Raw genomic sequence first — 16,643 nt, 5'->3', positions numbered from 1 at the left:
CCCACCCACCCGAGTTACCTACCGCCCTACGATCGCGCGGCTCCACCCTCACCCCACAGCAAGTTCCTCCCGCCCCAGCCCAGCGCGTCCCGCCCCAGCCCGGCGCCCCCGCCCCAATCCCCTCACCCCGAACCACGACGGCCCCACGCCCCCTCGCCCTCCCCCTCGTCCTCCCCCTTCTCCTCCGCCCGCGCTGCACGCCGCAAGTGTTCGGCGAGTTCTTCCGTCGCCGGGGACGGTGCGGGGTTCTTGGCGCCCCATGCCAGCAGGTGTTGCCGGCGGGCCCACGGATCCTGTAGTTCGCAGACGTCGAGGGGGCGGCTCGGGTCGATGGCGTTGCGTGGTACCACCGCGAGGCCCACGCCGGCCGCCGCGAGGGCGACGACCGCGTTGAGGTGGGCGACGCTGGTCCGGTGGCGTGCCACCGGTGCGTGCGGGCCGAGGTGCTTCTCGATCCAGCGGCCCAGCGAGGAGTCGGCGGAGAGGCCGACCAGCGGGTGTTCCGCGGCCTCGCGGTAGGTCAGTTCGGTCCGGCCCGAGAGGATCCCGCCCGCCTGGCCGATCACGACGAGGGAGTCGTCGCCCAGCGGTTCCAACGCCAGGCCGCAGTCGCGTGCCTCGTCGTCGACGACCACACCCAGGTCGGCCTCGCCGTCCGCGAGCCTCCGCACGGTCTTCGGCGTACGGCTCTCGGACACCGTGACGTCGACGTCCGGGTGCGCCCGGAGGAACGAGATCAGGGCGCGCGGCACCAGCCGATGCATCGCGGAACCGCCGCACAGAAGCGTCAACGGAGCGGCCGGGGACCGGGTGTAGCCCGCGACCGCGCTCTCGAGCCGCACCGTCTGGGCGAGGACCTCGCGCGCATGCCGGGCCAGCGTGCTCCCCGCCGGGGTGGGGCGCACTCCCCTGCGGCCGCGGATCAGCAGCGCCACACCGGCCTGTTGTTCGAGGGAGCGGACCCTGGCGCTGGCCGACGGCAGGCTCAGATGCATCCGGCGGGCGCCCGCCGTGATCGACCCCTCCGTCACGATGTCGAGGAAGAGCCGCAGATCGTCCAGGTCATAGCGCACCCCGTGAGCCTATGTCACAGCCTTAGGCTGGGTACACCGATAACGCATTGTGGGCCCACCGGCCACGGGGCGATGCTCGGCAGGTGGCAGACATACTCCTCGTACTCGTGGCAGGCACTGCCGCCGGAGCCTTGAACTCCGTCGGCGGCGGAGGCACGTTCGTGGCGCTGCCCGCCCTGGTCGCGGTCGGCCTGTCCCCCGTGACGGCGAACGCGTCGTCGACCATCGCCCTCGTACCGGGAGCCGTGGCCGGCGGATGGGTCTACCGACGCGAACTCACCCCGGTCGGGGCGGCGTCCACCAAAGCGCTGACGGCCATCAGTGTGATCGGGGGCGGGCTCGGCGCCGCCCTGCTGCTCGCGCTCCCCGCCGCGTCGTTCGACGCCGCGGTGCCGTGGCTGCTCGGGTTCGCCACGGTGGTGCTCGCCTTCGGCCGCCGCGTCTCCCGCGCGGTGAGCGGCGCGCTCGGCCGCGAGATCAGCATCAGTTCCCGGGCCGTCCTGATCGGCCAGTTCTTCCTCGCTCTGTACGGGGGATACTTCGGCGGCGCCGTAGGCATCATGATGTTCGCCCTGTGGGGCATCGGTCTCGGACTGGACACCGCGGTCAGCAATCCGATGCGGGTCACCCAGATCGCGGCCATCAATCTCAGCGCGACCGCGCTGCTCCTCGTCGCGTCGGACGCGCTGAACGCTCCGCTCATCCTCGCCACCATGCTGGTCGGCGCGCTGGCGGGCGGCTTCACCGGCGCCCACTTCGCACGCCGCCTCTCCGACCGGCTGCTACGGAGCATCATCCTGACCACCGCCGTGACGATGACCGCCCTCTACTTCGTGCGCGACGTGCGCGGTTGAGGCGGTTGAGACAGTTGAGGTGGTTGAAGCGGTTGAGACGGTTGAGGGCGATCGGCGTGGCAGACGAGGATGACCTCACGGACGCGGCCCGCGCGCGTCTCGCGATGGCTTACGAAGCCTGCGAGCTGGCCGGGCTCGCGCGTGCCGCCGTACCCATCGGCGAACACGAGCTGCACCCCGACGGCACCGCTCGCTCCCCCGGAGCGGTCCTTGCCGACGCCGCCCACGTACTCAGGGCCGCGCAGCGCTTCTTCGAGGCCGCCGCCGTGTGCGAGCGGCTCGGCGGCGCGAGCTGGCAGCTGATCGGTGATGTCTTGGGCGTGGACGCGCGCACGGCGCGGGCGCGCTTCGCCGCCGCCGAGTCCTGCTTCCGGGAGGAATCGCGCTCCCCCGATGAAGTCTCCGCCACCGGCGCCCTCGACGGTGTGGGCTGGTGGCGGGCGTACGCGGCGGGCAATCCGCTGGAAGCGGCACGCGACCTCGACGACTGGGTCCTACGCCACGAGGACGGGGACGACGACCTGGGGCCCGCACCGGTCTCCGGCGGCCTGGCGCCGTTGCGCAAATGGATTGCGCGGCAAGGCAGTTGACGCTGCATCCGATCGCTCACGGGTGAGAACCGGCCCACTCACTACAGGCACGTTCCGCCCCGCCGTGCCCCCAACGAACTGGCGGGCCGCCACATCGAGTTGAGCCCACCTGGAGGTACGCCCGCGCGGATGGCTGCCCCAAGTCCCGGTAATTGAGGGGTAAATAGCAGCCGAAATCCACCCGTATCGGTAATCGGGCTCAGCTCCTACTCTGTGAGGCGCACAGGCGGGGGATCACTGCATTCGGGGGATCACTGTCCGTCTTCCACGGAGGTTGGCAATGTCTGCGTTGTCCGATGCGTTGTCCGAGGGGATCTACCTGCTCAAGAACGAGGCGAGCGGGCTGTACGCGGGAGTGCGAGGGGCCAAGACCGCGCAGAGCGTCCCGATCGTGCAGCGGGAGCTGCACCCGCAAGGAACCGCCCGGTACAGCCAGTTGTGGCATCTGCGGCCCAACGCCGCCAAGGAGGGCGCCTGGACGCTCCAGAGCGTGCACAGCGCCCTGCGCATGGACATCATGACCGGCCGCGGCCGCGCGGGCTCGCCGGTGCAGCAGTGCCCGGCGGAGACCCGGCAGGATCTGCTGGTGTCCCAGCTGTGGCGGCCGGTGGCGTCGGGCGACGACCGGTACACGCTGCTCAATGTCAACAGCGGCCACCTGCTGTCCGTCCACGACGACAGCACCGTGCCGGACGCGCCCCTGGAACAGGCGGCCAAGCCCGCCGCGGGGGCCCGCACCGCCCAGCAGTGGTGCCTCGAACGGGTGGAGAGCCGCGGTGAGACCACGGCGTTCGACGCGCTGACGGCCACCGTGGTCTCCTCCAGCGGCGGCATCCTCGGCTCGGTCCTCGGCTCCCTGAGCGGCGCTGCCAAGCAGGCGCTCGACGCGGGCGGCGGGGTCTTCGAGGCCGCGGCCAAGGCGATCCCGGACAGCGATACGCCGTACGTACGCTTCGAGGGCTTCCGCGGGGACGAGTTCATCCGCTTCTCCAAGCGGCGGGGCATCGAGGCGGGACCCAGGAAAATCGCCGATCAGTTCCCGCACCTGCCCAAGCCGTTCAGGGACGGTTTCGACGCCGTCGGCCCTGCCGCCAAGCGAAGCGGTCACACCTATCTGGGCTTCACGCGCGACCAGGCCGTCGAGTTCTCCGACAAGCGCCATGGCCCCGTCCACGACGCGGAGAGCATCCTGCACCCCGGCCTCGTACAGGCGGTCGGCGAGCTGTGCGACGTCACCGGCTTCGGTACCGAGCGCAACAGGCTCGTGGTCTTCGGCCGCAAGGACAGCTGCACCATGGACCCCACGAAGGTCGACCTGGCACGCGGCTCGTCCCACCAGCAGTTCCTGCTGACGGCCGCGCCCGATGCCTTCGGGTTCGGGCCGGACGCGGCGGCCACGGCCGTCTCCGGCTCCACGGCGCACTACTTCCTCACCAAGGGCGACGAGTTCGTCGTCGTCTCCGAGGACAGGCTCATCCAGGGCCCGGTCAAGCTGACCGAGGCCTACCCGTTCCTCGACGGCCTCTGGATGTAGCCACCGCCTGGATGTGACGACCGCCCGGTGGTGTCACCCCGTCAGCCCGTCACCCCGCCGCTTCCCCCAGTGCGTCGAGCACCGGGCGGATCAGCGGATGCTCCTCCGCACCGCACCGCACCGCCGCGAAGACGCGGCGGGTGGGAGCAACGCCCTCCACCGGGCGGATCACCACCCCCGAGACGTCCATGCCCCGCAGCGCCGACCGGGGCACCAGGGCCACGCCGGCGCCCGCCGAGGCCAGGGCGACCACCGCCCGGAAGTCGTCCGACCAGTGTTCGAGGAGGGGCTGGAAGCCCGCCGCCTCGCAGGCGAGTATCACCACGTCATGGCAGGGGTTCCCGGCGAAGGGCCCGATCCACGCGTCCTTGGCCAGCTCCGCGAGCGGCACGCGCTCCGCCTCCGCGAGGCGATGGGTCTCCGGAAGCACGGCGTCGAACGGTTCCGCGTACAGCGGGACGCGCGTGAGGCGCGGGTCGTCCGCGCCCGGCGCTCCCCGGTACTCCACCGCCACGGCGACGTCCACCTGCCGGTCGAGCACCATCGGCAGGCTCGCGTCGCCCTCCGCGTCCTGGACCCGCACCCGTATCCCTGGCGCGGCGTTCGCGAGACGGGCCAGGGCGGGACCGACGACCAGGGCGATCCCCGTGGCGAAGGACGCCACCGTCACCGTCCCGGCCGCGCCCGAACTGTACGCGGCGAGCTCCGCCTCGGCCCGTTCCAGCTGGGCGAGGACCGCGTTCGTGTGGGAGAGCAGGATCTCGCCGGCCGGCGTCAGCCGGACCCCGCGGGCACCTCGCTCGACCAGGCGGTGGCCCGTCTCCTGCTCCAGGGCGGTCAGCTGCTGGGAGACCGCGGACGGAGTGAGATAGAGCGCGGCGGCAGCGGCCGTGACCGTGCGGTGGTCGGCCACCGCACGGAGGATGTGCAGCCGCCGCGCTTCGATCATGGGGTCGATTGTCCCAAACCACGGGCCCCACCGACACCAGCGGTCCAGCCAAGGGGCTCAGGCACCCTCGCTCAGGCGTCCAGCTCCGCCCGCGCAGCGACGAACGCGTCCACCGCGCGGTTCACGTCCTCCGTGGAGTGCGCGGCCGACAGCTGGACGCGGATACGGGCCGCGCCCTGCGGCACCACCGGGTACGAGAAGCCGATCACGTACACGCCGCGCTCCAGGAGCAGCTCAGCCATCCGTCCCGCGACCGAGGCGTCGCCGATCATCACCGGGGCGATCGCGTGGTCCCCCGGCAGGATGTCGAAGCCCTCCTCGGTCATCCGCGAGCGGAACAGCGCCGTGTTCGCGGCGAGCCGCTCCCGCAGGTCGCCCGCCGACTCCAGGAGGTCGATGACCTTCAGCGAGGCCGCCGCGATCACCGGGGCGAGCGTGTTCGAGAAGAGGTACGGGCGCGAGCGCTGGCGAAGCAGTGCGACGATCTCCGCACGGGCGGCGACGTAGCCGCCGGAAGCGCCGCCGAGGGCCTTGCCCAGCGTGCCCGTGATGATGTCGACGCGGTCCATGACGCCGTGCAGCTCGGGGGTGCCGCGACCGCCGGGGCCGACGAAGCCGACGGCGTGCGAGTCGTCGACCATCACCATCGCGTCGTAGCGCTCGGCGAGGTCACAGATCTCCCGCAGCGGGGCGACGTACCCGTCCATGGAGAAGACGCCGTCGGTGACGATCAGCTTCCGGCGTGCGCCGCCCTCGGAGGCCTCCTTCAGCTGCTGCTCCAGGTCGGCCATGTCGCGGTTGGCGTACCGGAAGCGGCGGGCCTTGGACAGCCGGATGCCGTCGATGATCGACGCGTGGTTGAGGGCGTCCGAGATGACCGCGTCCTCGGCGCCGAGCAGCGTCTCGAAGACTCCGCCGTTGGCGTCGAAGCAGGACGAGTAGAGGATCGTGTCCTCCTGGCCGAGGAACCCGGACAGGCGCCCCTCAAGCTCCTTGTGCACCTCCTGCGTACCGCAGATGAAGCGCACCGACGCCATGCCGTAGCCCCAGCGGTCCAGGGCCTCGTGCGCGGCGGCGATCACCTCGGGGTGGTCGGCGAGGCCGAGGTAGTTGTTCGCGCAGAAGTTCAGTACGTCACCGGGGCGCCCGCCCGCGGTGACGGCGACCGTGGCGGACTGCGGGGTGCCGATGACGCGCTCGGGCTTGTGCAGGCCCGCGGCGCGGATCTCGTCGAGGGTGGTGCGCAGGTCGTCGCGTACGGAGTCGAACATGCTTGATTCCTTCGGGGTCCGGGAGGTCGGGAAGCCGGTGGTTCAGGAGGTCCAGTCGAGGATGACCTTGCCGCCGCGGCCGCTCGCCGCGTCGTCGAAGGCCGCCTCGAAGTCACGGTGGCCGTAGCGCCCGGTGATGACGGGGGCGAGGTCGAGGCCGCCTTCGAGCAGCACGGACATCGAGTACCAGGTCTCGAACATCTCGCGGCCGTAGATCCCCTTGATCGTGATCATGGAGGTGACGATCCGGGACCAGTCGACGGCGAACTCCTCGGCCGGCAGACCGAGCATGGCGATCTTGCCGCCGTGCGTCATGTTGGCGAGCATGTCGCGCATCGCGACGGGGTTGCCTGACATCTCCAGGCCGACGTCGAAGCCCTCGCGCAGGCCAAGGTCGCGCTGTCCGTCGGCGATCGAGGTCTCGGCGACGTTCAGTGCCAGGCTCGCGCCGACCTTGCGGGCGAGCTCCAGGCGCTCCTCGCTGACGTCCGTGATGACGACGTTGCGGGCGCCCGCGTGCCGGGCCACGGCCGCGGCCATCAGGCCGATCGGTCCCGCCCCGGTGATCAGGACGTCCTCGCCGACCAGCGGGAAGGAGAGCGCGGTGTGCACCGCGTTGCCGAACGGGTCGAAGATCGCGGCCACGTCGAGGTCCACGGGGACGCGGTGCACCCACACATTGGCGGCGGGCAGCGCGACGTACTCCGCGAACGCACCGTCCCTGCCGACGCCGAGCCCCACCGTCGCGCGGCACAGGTGGCGGCGGCCCGCCTGGCAGTTGCGGCACTTGCCGCAGACGAGGTGGCCCTCGCCGCTGACCCGGTCACCGACGTTGATGTCGGCCACGTCGCGCCCGGTCTGGACGACCTCGCCGACGAACTCGTGCCCGACGACCAGCGGTGCCTCGATCGCCTGCTGCGCCCAGCCGTCCCAGGCCCGGATGTGCAGATCGGTGCCGCAGATCCCGGTGCGGAGCACCTTGATCAGGACGTCCCCGTGGCCGATGACCGGCTCCGGTACGTCCATCAGCCGGAGACCCGGCTCCGCCTTCTCCTTGACCAGCGCCTTCAACGCAACGGCTCCTGTCGTACGTCGCTTCTTCCACCGACGACACAGGAATCTTCCCTACGGCGGCGCCCTGGTCCATCGAGGATTTCTTAAGCGCCGCCGCAGCTTTCCTTCAGGCCCCTCCTACCGGCCCCTCCTTCAGGCCCGGGTCTGACCCCGCTCGAAGTAGGCGACGAGCTCCGGATCCAGGTCCGGCACCTCCCGCGGCGTACCGCCGTCCCGGAGCGACTGCGTGGCACGCACGCCCGCCGCCACCGCCATCCGCGCCGCGACCGGCGACGTGTCGGTGCGCCCTCCCTCGCGCACGAAACGTACGAACTCCTCGATGAGGAGCGGGTCGGAGCCGCCGTGCCCGCCCTCGTCCTGGGCGTCGGGCACCGCGTACTCGGCGTCGGCTTCGGGGCGATAGGCCGAGCGGCGCGCGTTCCAGACCTTCACCACTCCGCCGGGGCCGTCGCCGAAGTTCTCCAGGCGGCCCGCGTCCCCGATGACGGTGTAGTTGCGCCAGTAGTCCGGGGTGAAGTGGCACTGCTGGTAGGAGGCCAACACCCCGTTGTCGAGCCGCATGTTGACCAGGGAGACGTCCTCGACGTCGATGACGGGGTTGAGGTCGCGCTGGGTGTGCGGCGGCCAGTGACCGTCCTTGGTGTACCAGTCGTCCGTCTTCGGCTCGCCCGGCTCGCGGCGGTGCGGATTGTCGCCGTAGACCATGAGGTCGCCCAGGGCCTGCACATGGCGCGTGTAGCCGCCGGCGAGCCAGTGCAGTACGTCGATGTCGTGGGCGGCCTTCTGGAGCAACAGGCCGGTGGTGTGCCGCCGTTCGGCGTGCCAGTCCTTGAAGTACCAGTCGCCTCCGTAGGCGACGAAATGGCGGACCCAGACGGTCTTGACCTCGCCAATGTCGCCGCGCCGGATGATGTCGCGCATCAGCCTGACCACGGGCATGTGGCGCATGTTGTGGCCTACGTAGAGGCGCGTTCCCGTCTCGTACGCCGTCCGCAGGATCTCGTCGCAGGCCTCGATGGCGATTTCGAGGGGCTTCTCGACGAAGACGGGCTTGTGGGCGCGCAGCGCCTCGCAGGCGAGCCGCGCGTGGGTGTGGTCGGGGGTGAGGATCACGACGGCGTCGACGTCCGGGTCCTCGACGACCTTGCGGTGGTCGGTGGATATCAGGGCGCCGGGGAAGGCCACGGCCGCCTCCGTCCGCGCTGTGACGTCATGGTCGGCGAGCGCGGTGACGCGGGAGCCCGCGCCGGGCCGGTGTGCGGTGCGGGCGAGCGAACCGCGCAAGCCGTAGCCGAGGACGCCGAGACGGAGGTCGGTCATGGTGTGCCCTTCCTGCCTTTCCCTACCGATACCTGTGCAAATACCTGTGCGGGTGCGGGTGTTGCCTATGTACGCGCAGGGTGCACGAGTACGTGGGCGAGCGCCACGCGTCCCGTGCCGGTGAGCTTGATCCTTATGTATCTGGCTTCCGTGAACGTGTCCGTGTCGAGGAGCGTGGGCCGAAGCGCTCGTCCGGTGACGTGCAGGGTCGTGGCGTCGGAGAAGCCCGCGTTCTTCGCGAGCTGCACGTCAAAGTCGGCGGTGGTCATGGAGGTGTTGTTCCAGACCTCGACCTGTCCCACGCGCCGCACGTCGCCGAGGTCGACCTGCCACCAGGCGCCCGGTTCGGACAGCGTGCGCGTGTCGGTGGAGGTGTCCCCATCGGTCGCGTACGCCGCCTCGGCCGCGCCGTCCGTGGACGACTGGGACGCCGTGCCCGCGCGGGCGAGGTCGGGGCGCAGCTGCTCGGCCGGCGCTCCGTGCGCACCCGCGCGGGCCGCCACGGCGAGCGCACGCGAAGGCAGCAGGTCGAGCTTGGTGTGGTTGCCCTCCATCGTCGATCCGGTGCCGGTGAGGGCCGGTGCGTCGGTGTCGGTCCAGTTGCCGGTGGCGTGGTTCTGGATGCCGTAATCGGCCCAGTTGGAGACCCACTTGTAGCCGACGCGGGTGATGACGTTGCCTTCGACGCGGATGTACGAGGACTGCTCGTCGAGGTAGATGCCGTTGCCGTCGCGCTCGGTGTTCCCGTAGGCGGAGCGGTTGATGTAGTTGCCGGAGACGACCGTGCCGGGCTGGGCGCCCTGGGTGTAGATGGCGCCGCCGTCGTGCTGGGCGTGCTCGACGCGCATCACGTTCGTGATCCGGTTGTCCGTGATGCGGTTGTCGCGCAGGACGGACTCCCGTGCCTCGGGCTGGTTCCAGCCCCAGCCGACGGAGATCCCCGAGTAGGGCAGATCGTCGAGGGTGTTGTGGTCGACGGTCAGCTCGGCCTCGTATCCGGCCCAGATGCCGACAGCGTCGGTGTATTCGACCCCGGCGCTGCGGATCATGTTGTACGCGACGGTGTTCCGCTCGCCCGCGAGTGCGGCCTCCGGCTTCGGCTCGGTGTCGCCGACGTACACGGCGCCGGACGACAGGTCCGTGAAGCGGGAGCGGGTGACCGACGTGTCCTTGGTGCCCGCTTCGAGGACGACTCCTGCGCCGCCCAGATGCGTGAACTCAGCCCCGCTGACGCTCACATGGCGACCGCCGCGGATCGTCAGCGCCGCGCTCGGCTTGGTGTAATGGCGACCCGCGTGATCAACCGGGCCGCTCGCTCCCGTGAGGGTGAGACCGGCCTGGGTGCCCGCGTAGCCCTCGTCGGTGGAGGGCTGACCGTACGCCGCGTACGCGAAGCCGATGCCCTGCACCCGCAGGTCGTGGGCGCCGTCGACGACCATGAGGCGCTCGGTCACCGGGGTGAGCACGCGCGCGCGGCGCATGTCCTCGCCCTTGCGCGGGAGGTAGGTGACGGTGCGGTCATCGGCGTCCCAGACGAACTCGCCCGGTTTGTCGAGGAGTTCGCGGGCGTTCTCGAAGAAGGCGACTCCGGAGTAGCGAGACGAGTCGACGGTGGTGGAGTCCCAGGCGGGTCCCGTACGGTTCGTGCCGCTCGCGGAGTTGGTCCAGCAGGGCTGCGCGAAGGTCATCCGGTCGCCGTCCACGGAGGCGATCCGGCAGTGGTAGTCGCGCCAGCGGATCTTGATGACGGCTTCCGCGCCGGTAGGGCGCCGCCACGTGGCGATCCCGGTGGCGGTGGCCCCCGTCATGCCGGTCTTCGTCGCGTCGCAGGTGGTCGCCGCGCAGGCCTCGCCACGCGCGCGTACCGCCCGCTCACCGTCCACGAACAGCTGGCGCGGGGTGACCCCTTCGGGGACATCGGCGGTCCAGGTGCCGTCGGCGGCTTCGGACCATCCCTTGAGCGCCCGCCCACCGGAGAACACGGGCTCGGCCCCTCGCGCGGCGGTCCAGGTGACGGTGTGCCCGTCGCGCCCGGAGTCGGCCGCGCCCAGCTTCAGCGGCTCGCTCATCTCGTAGGTGCCGTCGGCGAGTTCGACGCGTATGTCCCGTCCGCTGACGGTGCGGGCAACGTCACGCGCGGCCTGCGGGGAGCAGGGGCGGTTGGCGGTGCAGGACTTTCCCGAGCCGTGCGGGGCCGCGTGGATGACCTTGGGGCCCGGGGCTGCCTGGGCGGTGCTCTGCGGTGCGATGACCGCTGCCGCGACGGCCGCGACGGCGAGCACCCCCACGGTCATGTGTGGCCGTTTCACTTCGCGACACCCCAGTCCGGGTGGCCCGGCATGGGCGGGTTGTCGAGGTCGAACAGCCAGCGGTCGAGGAAGGTGCCGACCGACTCGTCGCCGGTGACCTCGACGGCGTTGTCGATGAAGTCCTGGGTGGAGGCGTTGCCGTGCCGGTGCTCGGTCAGCCACGACTTCATGACGGCATCGAACTTCTCTTTCCCTATCTGCTGGTTGAGGGCGTAGAGGGAGACCGCCGCGCCGTCGTAGATGTTGAAGCCGCCGAGGCCGGTGGGCTTTCCGGGCGGTCCGTCGGCCTTGCGGACCGCGTCGAGCTTGGCGTACGCGGTCTTCATCTTCTCCTCGATGGGCTGGAAGCCCTTCTGATCCGCCCACACGGCCGCGTAGTAGACGGCAGGCCCTTCGTTCAGCCAGGCGTCCTGCCAGGTCGCGGGCGTGACGGAGTCGCCGAACCACTGGTGGGTCAGCTCATGGATCATGGTGGTCGAGTAGGTGGGCTTGTCGAACCACGACGGTCCGAAGAGTGACAGGGTTTGATTCTCCAACGCGTCGCTGTAGCCGTCCCGCACGATTTGCACGCCGTACGTGTCGAACGGGTAGCGCACACCGAGGGTCTTCTCCAGCCACGCCAGCTGCCCGCCGGTCTCCTCGGCGATGGGCTTGTACTTGGCCTGCTGGTCCTCGGGGATGAGGTGGCGCAGTTTCACTCCGTGCGGGCCGCGTCCGTACACGTAGGTCTGCTTGTTGACGGAGATTCCCAACAGCTCCGGTGCCATCGGGGACTTGAGGGAGAAGTCCCAGGTCTTCTTGGTGGTCTTCTCGGTCCCGGCGTCGCGGGTGCCGGTGAGGTTGCCGTTGGCCCCGGGCGTCCAGCCGTCGGGGGCGGTGAGGTGGAAGGACCAGGTGGCCTTGTCGGAGGGGTGGTCGTTGACCGGCGCGAAGGTGTCGGCGCGGGAGGCCTGGGCGGCGGAGGCGAAGCCGCCGTCGGACATGTAGCGCCAGCCCGGCTGGCCGATCGGCTTGGTCTTGCCGTTGCCGTGGTAGGTCAGTTCGACGTCGAAGGCCCGGCGGTCGCGCAGGCCGCCCGCCGGGGTGACGGTGAGCTCCTGACCGCTCTGGCCGGGCGTGATCGCCCATGCGGCCTTCTTGCCGTTGACCTTCACGGCGTCGATGGCCAGCGAGTCGACGTCGAGGTTGAAGGACGACAAATCCTGGGTGGCTCTCGCCTTGATCCTCATGGTGCCGGTGAAGTCGTACGTGACCGGCGTGAAGTCGAAGGAGAGGTCGTAGTGACGGACGTCGTAGCCGCCGTTGCCGAGCGTCGGGAAGAGCGGGTCGCCGACGCCGTCCGCGCCCGGGGTCGGGTCGAAGGGCGCCGCGTGGGCGGGGAGGGCGAGCGCGAGGGTGGCGGCAGCGGCCGCGGTCGCTGTCGCGGCACGGACGGCGCGAGCACTGCGAGCACGTGCGGTTCGGGTCCTGTTCTCAGCCATGGGGTCGCAACGTAGTAATCGCTTACCGTCAGCGTCAACACCCGTGACACACCGCTTACCTGGCGAGATCACCGACCACTCCCTCGACACGTTGGCACTTTTCCGTACGCGCTTACTGATCGGGGACCCGAAGGAACGAGGCGGCGGCACGCGATCCCGTGCCGCCGTCCCACCCCGCCCCCGGACAGGGCCGTCAGAGCTCGCAGAACTCGGTCTCGACGGCCGCGTCCTCCAGTCGTTGCTCGCCCCAGTCGCCGTTGCGGTTCATGGTCATGACGCGCCGGCCGTCCGCCGAGGCGAGCGTCCGGGTCGCGGAGCCGGGGATCATGCCGCCGTGGCCCCACGCCCAGCAGTCCTCCTTCAGCTTGAACTGCCGTATACCGAGGCCGTAGCGGTCCTGTGGACCACCGTGTCCCTTGTCCCCGTCGACATGGACCGCGTCGAGCAGCTGGCGCTGCTGGGCGGGCGGCAGCAGCTCACCGGCCAGCAGCTTGGTCATGAAGGTGTTCACGTCTCCGACGGTCGAGATCATCTGCCCGGCGGAGAAGGCGACGGTGGGGCTGAACTCGGTGACGTCGCGCACTTTCGCCTCCGGCCCGTCCTCGAACAGCGTGGAGTAATGCCTCGCGTGGGGTGCGGGCAGCCGGGGGGAGGCACCCGGCACACTCGTGCCGCGCAGGCCGAGCGGCCGGATGACAAGACGCTCGACCGCCTGCGCGTAGGTTCCGCCGGTGGCCTTCTCGACCACCATGCCGGCGAGGACGTAGTTGGTGTCGGAATAGTCCCACCTGCCTGGCCTGCCGGGCCTGCTGCCCTGCTCCGGCTGGAAGTTGGGCGGGTGCGCGAGCCCGATGTCCACCAGCTCTTCCGGGGACCACCTGGTGTGGCGGTTCCGGTCGAACTCGTCCCCCGCGTACAGGGCGCGGAAGCGCTCGTCCATGTTGTAGTCGAAGATGCCACTCGTGTGGTTGAGCAGGTGCCGCACGGTGATGCTCCCGGGCCGGTAGCCCTTGCCGCGCACCACCCCGGGCAGCCATTCCTCCACGCTGTCGTCCAGCGAAATCCTCCCCTCGGCTTCGAGCCCGAGCAGCACCGTGGCGGTGAAGGTCTTGGTCACGCTGGCGATACGGAACTTCTCGCTGGTGCTCCTCGGCCGCTCGGTGACCAGGTCACCGACACCGGCCCGGCCGTCCCAGACACCGCGCGCGTCTCGTATCCGGGCGATGACGCCGGGGGTGCCCTGCGCGACGATCTCGTTCAGTACGGCCTGGGTCTTCGCGTGCGCGGCCTGGGCGTTCGGATGCGATCGGGGCGGCGCATGGCGGGGTGGCCCGGCCGGTGCGGCGGTGGCGGCGGTGAGCGTTCCCAGGGCGACGGCTGCGACGGCTCCGATGGCAAGGGCTTTGGGGCGTCCACGAGAGGACTGTTGACGTCTCATGAGAACAGCTGACCAACTGCCCCATCCCCTCACCATCGGGAATGTCCCGGAAAGGCATCGGGGACACGACCTAGGGGACGGGACGTGACCCCCGAGCACGTACCGCAGGAGCGCGGTGAAGTAACCGGTTAATCCTCGACGGCCCCTTGCCGAGGCCACGCAGGGACAGAAAGAACGTAGAAAGATTCCCGGCCCTCTTGCGTGGCATAGCAACCGCTTACATGCTGTCGCGACATCACACCAGCCCGCACGAACACTCCGATGCCGCCACGCCTCACGGGAGTTCCCCATGCGCACGCCCCGCTCCGGTTCCACCGGTCCCAGCCGCCGTACGGTCCTCACCGCGAGCGCCGCATCCGCCCTGGTGGCCCCGGCCGTCGGCGGCACGGCGTGGGCCGCCCCGGACGCGGACCCGTTCGACACCCTGCTCGCCCGCGCGGCAGCGCAACTCACCGGCGGCGACTTCGACGCCGCCGACCCGGACTTCGCTGCCGCGCTGAAGGTCCTGGACACCCAGGCGTCCGGATGGTGGCGGGACTTGGACCGGTCCGCGGGACGCAGCGCCCTGTGGGCCGACCTCTCCCCCGCGAAGGACCCGGGCAACTTCGGCCAGAGCTACACCCGGCTGCGTACGATCGCGACGGCCTGGGCCACGCCCGGCACCTCCCTCACCGGCAGCGCCGAAGCGGCGGACACCCTGCTCGAAGCCCTGCGCTTCCTGCACACCGACGCCTACAACCCAGGTCGCCCCGAATCCGGCAACTGGTGGTTCTGGGAGATCGGCGCACCCCGCGCCCTGATGGACACATGCGTGCTGCTGCGCGAGAAGGTACCCGCGGCCGACCTGGCGAAGTACGTCTCCACCGTGGCGAAGTTCTGCCCCGACCCGGACCGTCGCACCAACGCCCCGACCCTGTCCGAGACGGGCGCCAACCGCGCCGACAAAGCCGTCATCGTGGCCCTGCGCGGCCTCCTCGCGAAGGACGCCGCCACGCTGGCCCTCGCGCGCGACGGTCTGTCCGACGTCCGGGACAAGGGCAGGAACAGCCTGTTCACGTACGTCACTTCGGGCGATGGCTTCTACGAGGACGGGTCGTTCGTGCAGCACGGCTCCGTCGCGTACACAGGTACGTACGGCAGTGTCCTGCTCGGCAGCGCGGGACAGCTGATCTCGCTGCTCGCGGACTCCGAGTGGGCCGTCACCGACCCGAAGACGTCGGTGCTGTACGAGGCGGTGGACCGGACCTTCTCACCGGTGGTCTTCGACGGACTGATGATGGACGCGGTGCGCGGCCGTGCGACCTCCCGTGAGAAGGCGCCGGACCACAAGGACGGCGCGGCGGCGATCACCAACATCCTCCAACTGGCGGGCGGAGCCCCCGCCGCGTACGCCGAACGCTGGCGCGCCCTTGCCAAGGGATGGATCAGCCGCAACAAGACCCACCCCTATCTGAGCCTGGTGGGCGTCCCCGCTCTCGCCCGCGCCAAGGCCGTCCTCGACGACCCCGCCGTACCGGCCACCGACCGGCTCACCGGGCACTTCGCGTTCGCTGACATGGACCGCGTCGTGCACCGCCGCCCCGGCTGGGCGCTCACGCTCTCGCTCTCCTCGAAGCGCATCGCCGCGTACGAGGCGGGCAACGGCGAGAACCTGCACGGCTGGTACACCGGCGACGGCATGGCCTATCTGTACGACGGCGACGATCTGGGACAGTTCGGGGACGGCTTCTGGGCGACGGTCGATCCGTACCGCCTGCCGGGCACCACCGTGGACACCCGCAAGCGCGCCGACATCGGCACGGGCGGCGGTACGGGGACCCACCGGCCGAAGAACGCCGTCGCGGGCGGCGCGGTGCTCGAGGCGAGATTCGGCGCCGCCGCGATGGAACTCCTCGCCGACGGCAGCACACTGCGGGCCAGGAAGGCGTGGTTCTTCCTCGACAACGCGGTCGTCGCCCTCGGCGCGGACATCACCGCGAGCGACGGCCGCGCCATCGAGACGGTCGTCGAGAACCGGAATCTGTACGAGGACGGCACACCCCGGCTCACGGTCGACGGACGGCACCAGCCCTCGCACACCGGCTGGTCGGCGCCCCTGCCCGGCGCCCGCTGGGCCCACCTGGACGGCACCGGCGGCTACGTCTTCCCCGACGACCCCGCACAGCAGTCCCCCGGCCAAGGCGGCCCCCGCCTCAACGCCCTGCGCGAGGCACGGACCGGCACCTGGCGGGCGATCAACACGGGCGCGGACACCGGAGGCAGCACCGCTCCGGTCACCCGCCGCTATCTGACCCTGTGGCTCGACCACGGTGTCTCCCCCGCCGCGTCCTCGTACGCCTACGTCCTCCTCCCCGGCGCGAGCGCCACCGAGACCGCGGTCTGGGCCCGCTCACGGCCGGTCCGCATCGTCGCCAACAACGCCACCGCTCAGGTCGTCGAGGCTCGCCGTCACGGACTCCTCGCCGCGCACTTCTGGGGCCCTGACAGCGCGGCCGGGATCACGGCCTCGGGCCCCTGCACCGTGATCACGCGACGCGACGGCGACGGCATATCGCTGGCCGTCGCCGACCCGGGCCGCACCGGCACGACGGTCACCCTGGAACTGCCCTTCCCCGTACGGAAGGTGGTCCGCGCCGACGACACGGTCACCGTCACCCCGGGCCGCCGCCCCGTCGTCACCGTCCGCGTCGAGGGCTCGCGAGGCCACACGCACACCGCACACCTGAGGTGACCGGCGCGCCCTCGCCCCG

The 16,643-nt window shown here is 70.7% G+C and carries 12 protein-coding genes; 4 read left to right on the top strand and 8 right to left on the bottom strand.

Annotation, left to right across the window (positions count from 1 at the left end; all coding sequences use genetic code 11):
* Positions 1–122: 122 nt before the first annotated feature.
* Complete coding sequence (locus ACWGI2_RS04550) at positions 123–1,073, bottom strand: LysR family transcriptional regulator (RefSeq protein ID WP_453693811.1); 951 nt, start codon at positions 1,071–1,073, stop codon at positions 123–125.
* 83 nt (positions 1,074–1,156) lie between these two features.
* On the opposite strand from ACWGI2_RS04550, the gene ACWGI2_RS04545 reads away from it, so the two are divergent.
* The 3 genes from ACWGI2_RS04545 (at position 1,157) to ACWGI2_RS04535 (ending at position 4,051) form a co-directional block, all read left to right on the top strand.
* Positions 1,157–1,927 (top strand): sulfite exporter TauE/SafE family protein, encoded by a 771-nt coding sequence (locus tag ACWGI2_RS04545; protein ID WP_453693809.1) that lies wholly within the window; start codon positions 1,157–1,159, stop codon positions 1,925–1,927.
* Positions 1,928–1,983: 56 nt separating this feature from the next.
* Positions 1,984–2,517: a hypothetical protein gene (locus tag ACWGI2_RS04540; RefSeq protein ID WP_453693807.1), complete on the top strand. Its 534-nt coding sequence runs from the start codon at positions 1,984–1,986 to the stop codon at positions 2,515–2,517.
* A 280-nt stretch (positions 2,518–2,797) separates the two neighbouring features.
* A complete protein-coding gene (locus ACWGI2_RS04535; RefSeq protein ID WP_453693805.1) occupies positions 2,798–4,051 on the top strand; it encodes an RICIN domain-containing protein in 1,254 nt (417 codons plus the stop codon).
* A 49-nt stretch (positions 4,052–4,100) separates the two neighbouring features.
* Here ACWGI2_RS04535 and ACWGI2_RS04530 read toward each other — a convergent pair whose 3' ends face one another.
* The 7 genes from ACWGI2_RS04530 to ACWGI2_RS04500 all read right to left on the bottom strand — a co-directional run bounded on the left by ACWGI2_RS04530 (position 4,101) and on the right by ACWGI2_RS04500 (position 13,893).
* Positions 4,101–5,000, bottom strand: coding sequence for a LysR family transcriptional regulator (locus ACWGI2_RS04530; RefSeq protein WP_453394640.1), 900 nt, complete (start codon positions 4,998–5,000; stop codon positions 4,101–4,103).
* A gap of 71 nt (positions 5,001–5,071) precedes the next feature.
* Positions 5,072–6,271: a glycine C-acetyltransferase gene (locus ACWGI2_RS04525; protein ID WP_453394639.1), complete on the bottom strand. Its 1,200-nt coding sequence runs from the start codon at positions 6,269–6,271 to the stop codon at positions 5,072–5,074.
* Between the two features lie 42 nt (positions 6,272–6,313).
* Positions 6,314–7,342 (bottom strand): L-threonine 3-dehydrogenase, encoded by a 1,029-nt coding sequence (gene tdh, locus ACWGI2_RS04520; RefSeq protein WP_453394638.1) that lies wholly within the window; start codon positions 7,340–7,342, stop codon positions 6,314–6,316.
* Between the two features lie 135 nt (positions 7,343–7,477).
* Complete coding sequence (locus tag ACWGI2_RS04515) at positions 7,478–8,665, bottom strand: Gfo/Idh/MocA family protein (RefSeq protein ID WP_453693803.1); 1,188 nt, start codon at positions 8,663–8,665, stop codon at positions 7,478–7,480.
* A gap of 65 nt (positions 8,666–8,730) precedes the next feature.
* A complete protein-coding gene (locus ACWGI2_RS04510) occupies positions 8,731–10,959 on the bottom strand; it encodes a right-handed parallel beta-helix repeat-containing protein (RefSeq protein ID WP_453693801.1) in 2,229 nt (742 codons plus the stop codon).
* 11 nt (positions 10,960–10,970) lie between these two features.
* Positions 10,971–12,455 carry a M1 family metallopeptidase gene (locus ACWGI2_RS04505; protein ID WP_453693799.1) on the bottom strand — a complete coding sequence of 495 codons (1,485 nt, stop codon included), beginning with the start codon at positions 12,453–12,455 and terminating at the stop codon, positions 10,971–10,973.
* 193 nt (positions 12,456–12,648) lie between these two features.
* Positions 12,649–13,893, bottom strand: coding sequence for a serine hydrolase domain-containing protein (locus tag ACWGI2_RS04500; RefSeq protein ID WP_453693797.1), 1,245 nt, complete (start codon positions 13,891–13,893; stop codon positions 12,649–12,651).
* Positions 13,894–14,182: 289 nt separating this feature from the next.
* Here ACWGI2_RS04500 and ACWGI2_RS04495 point away from each other — a divergent pair, with 289 nt between their 5' ends.
* On the top strand, positions 14,183–16,624 hold the full coding sequence (locus tag ACWGI2_RS04495) for a polysaccharide lyase 8 family protein (protein ID WP_453693795.1): 2,442 nt from the start codon (positions 14,183–14,185) through the stop codon (positions 16,622–16,624).
* Positions 16,625–16,643 lie beyond the last annotated feature (19 nt).

This window comes from Streptomyces sp. NPDC054866, assembly GCF_053610745.1.
The sequence above is the reverse complement of the archived record's forward strand: the minus strand, read 5'-3'. Positions and strand labels throughout refer to the sequence as shown.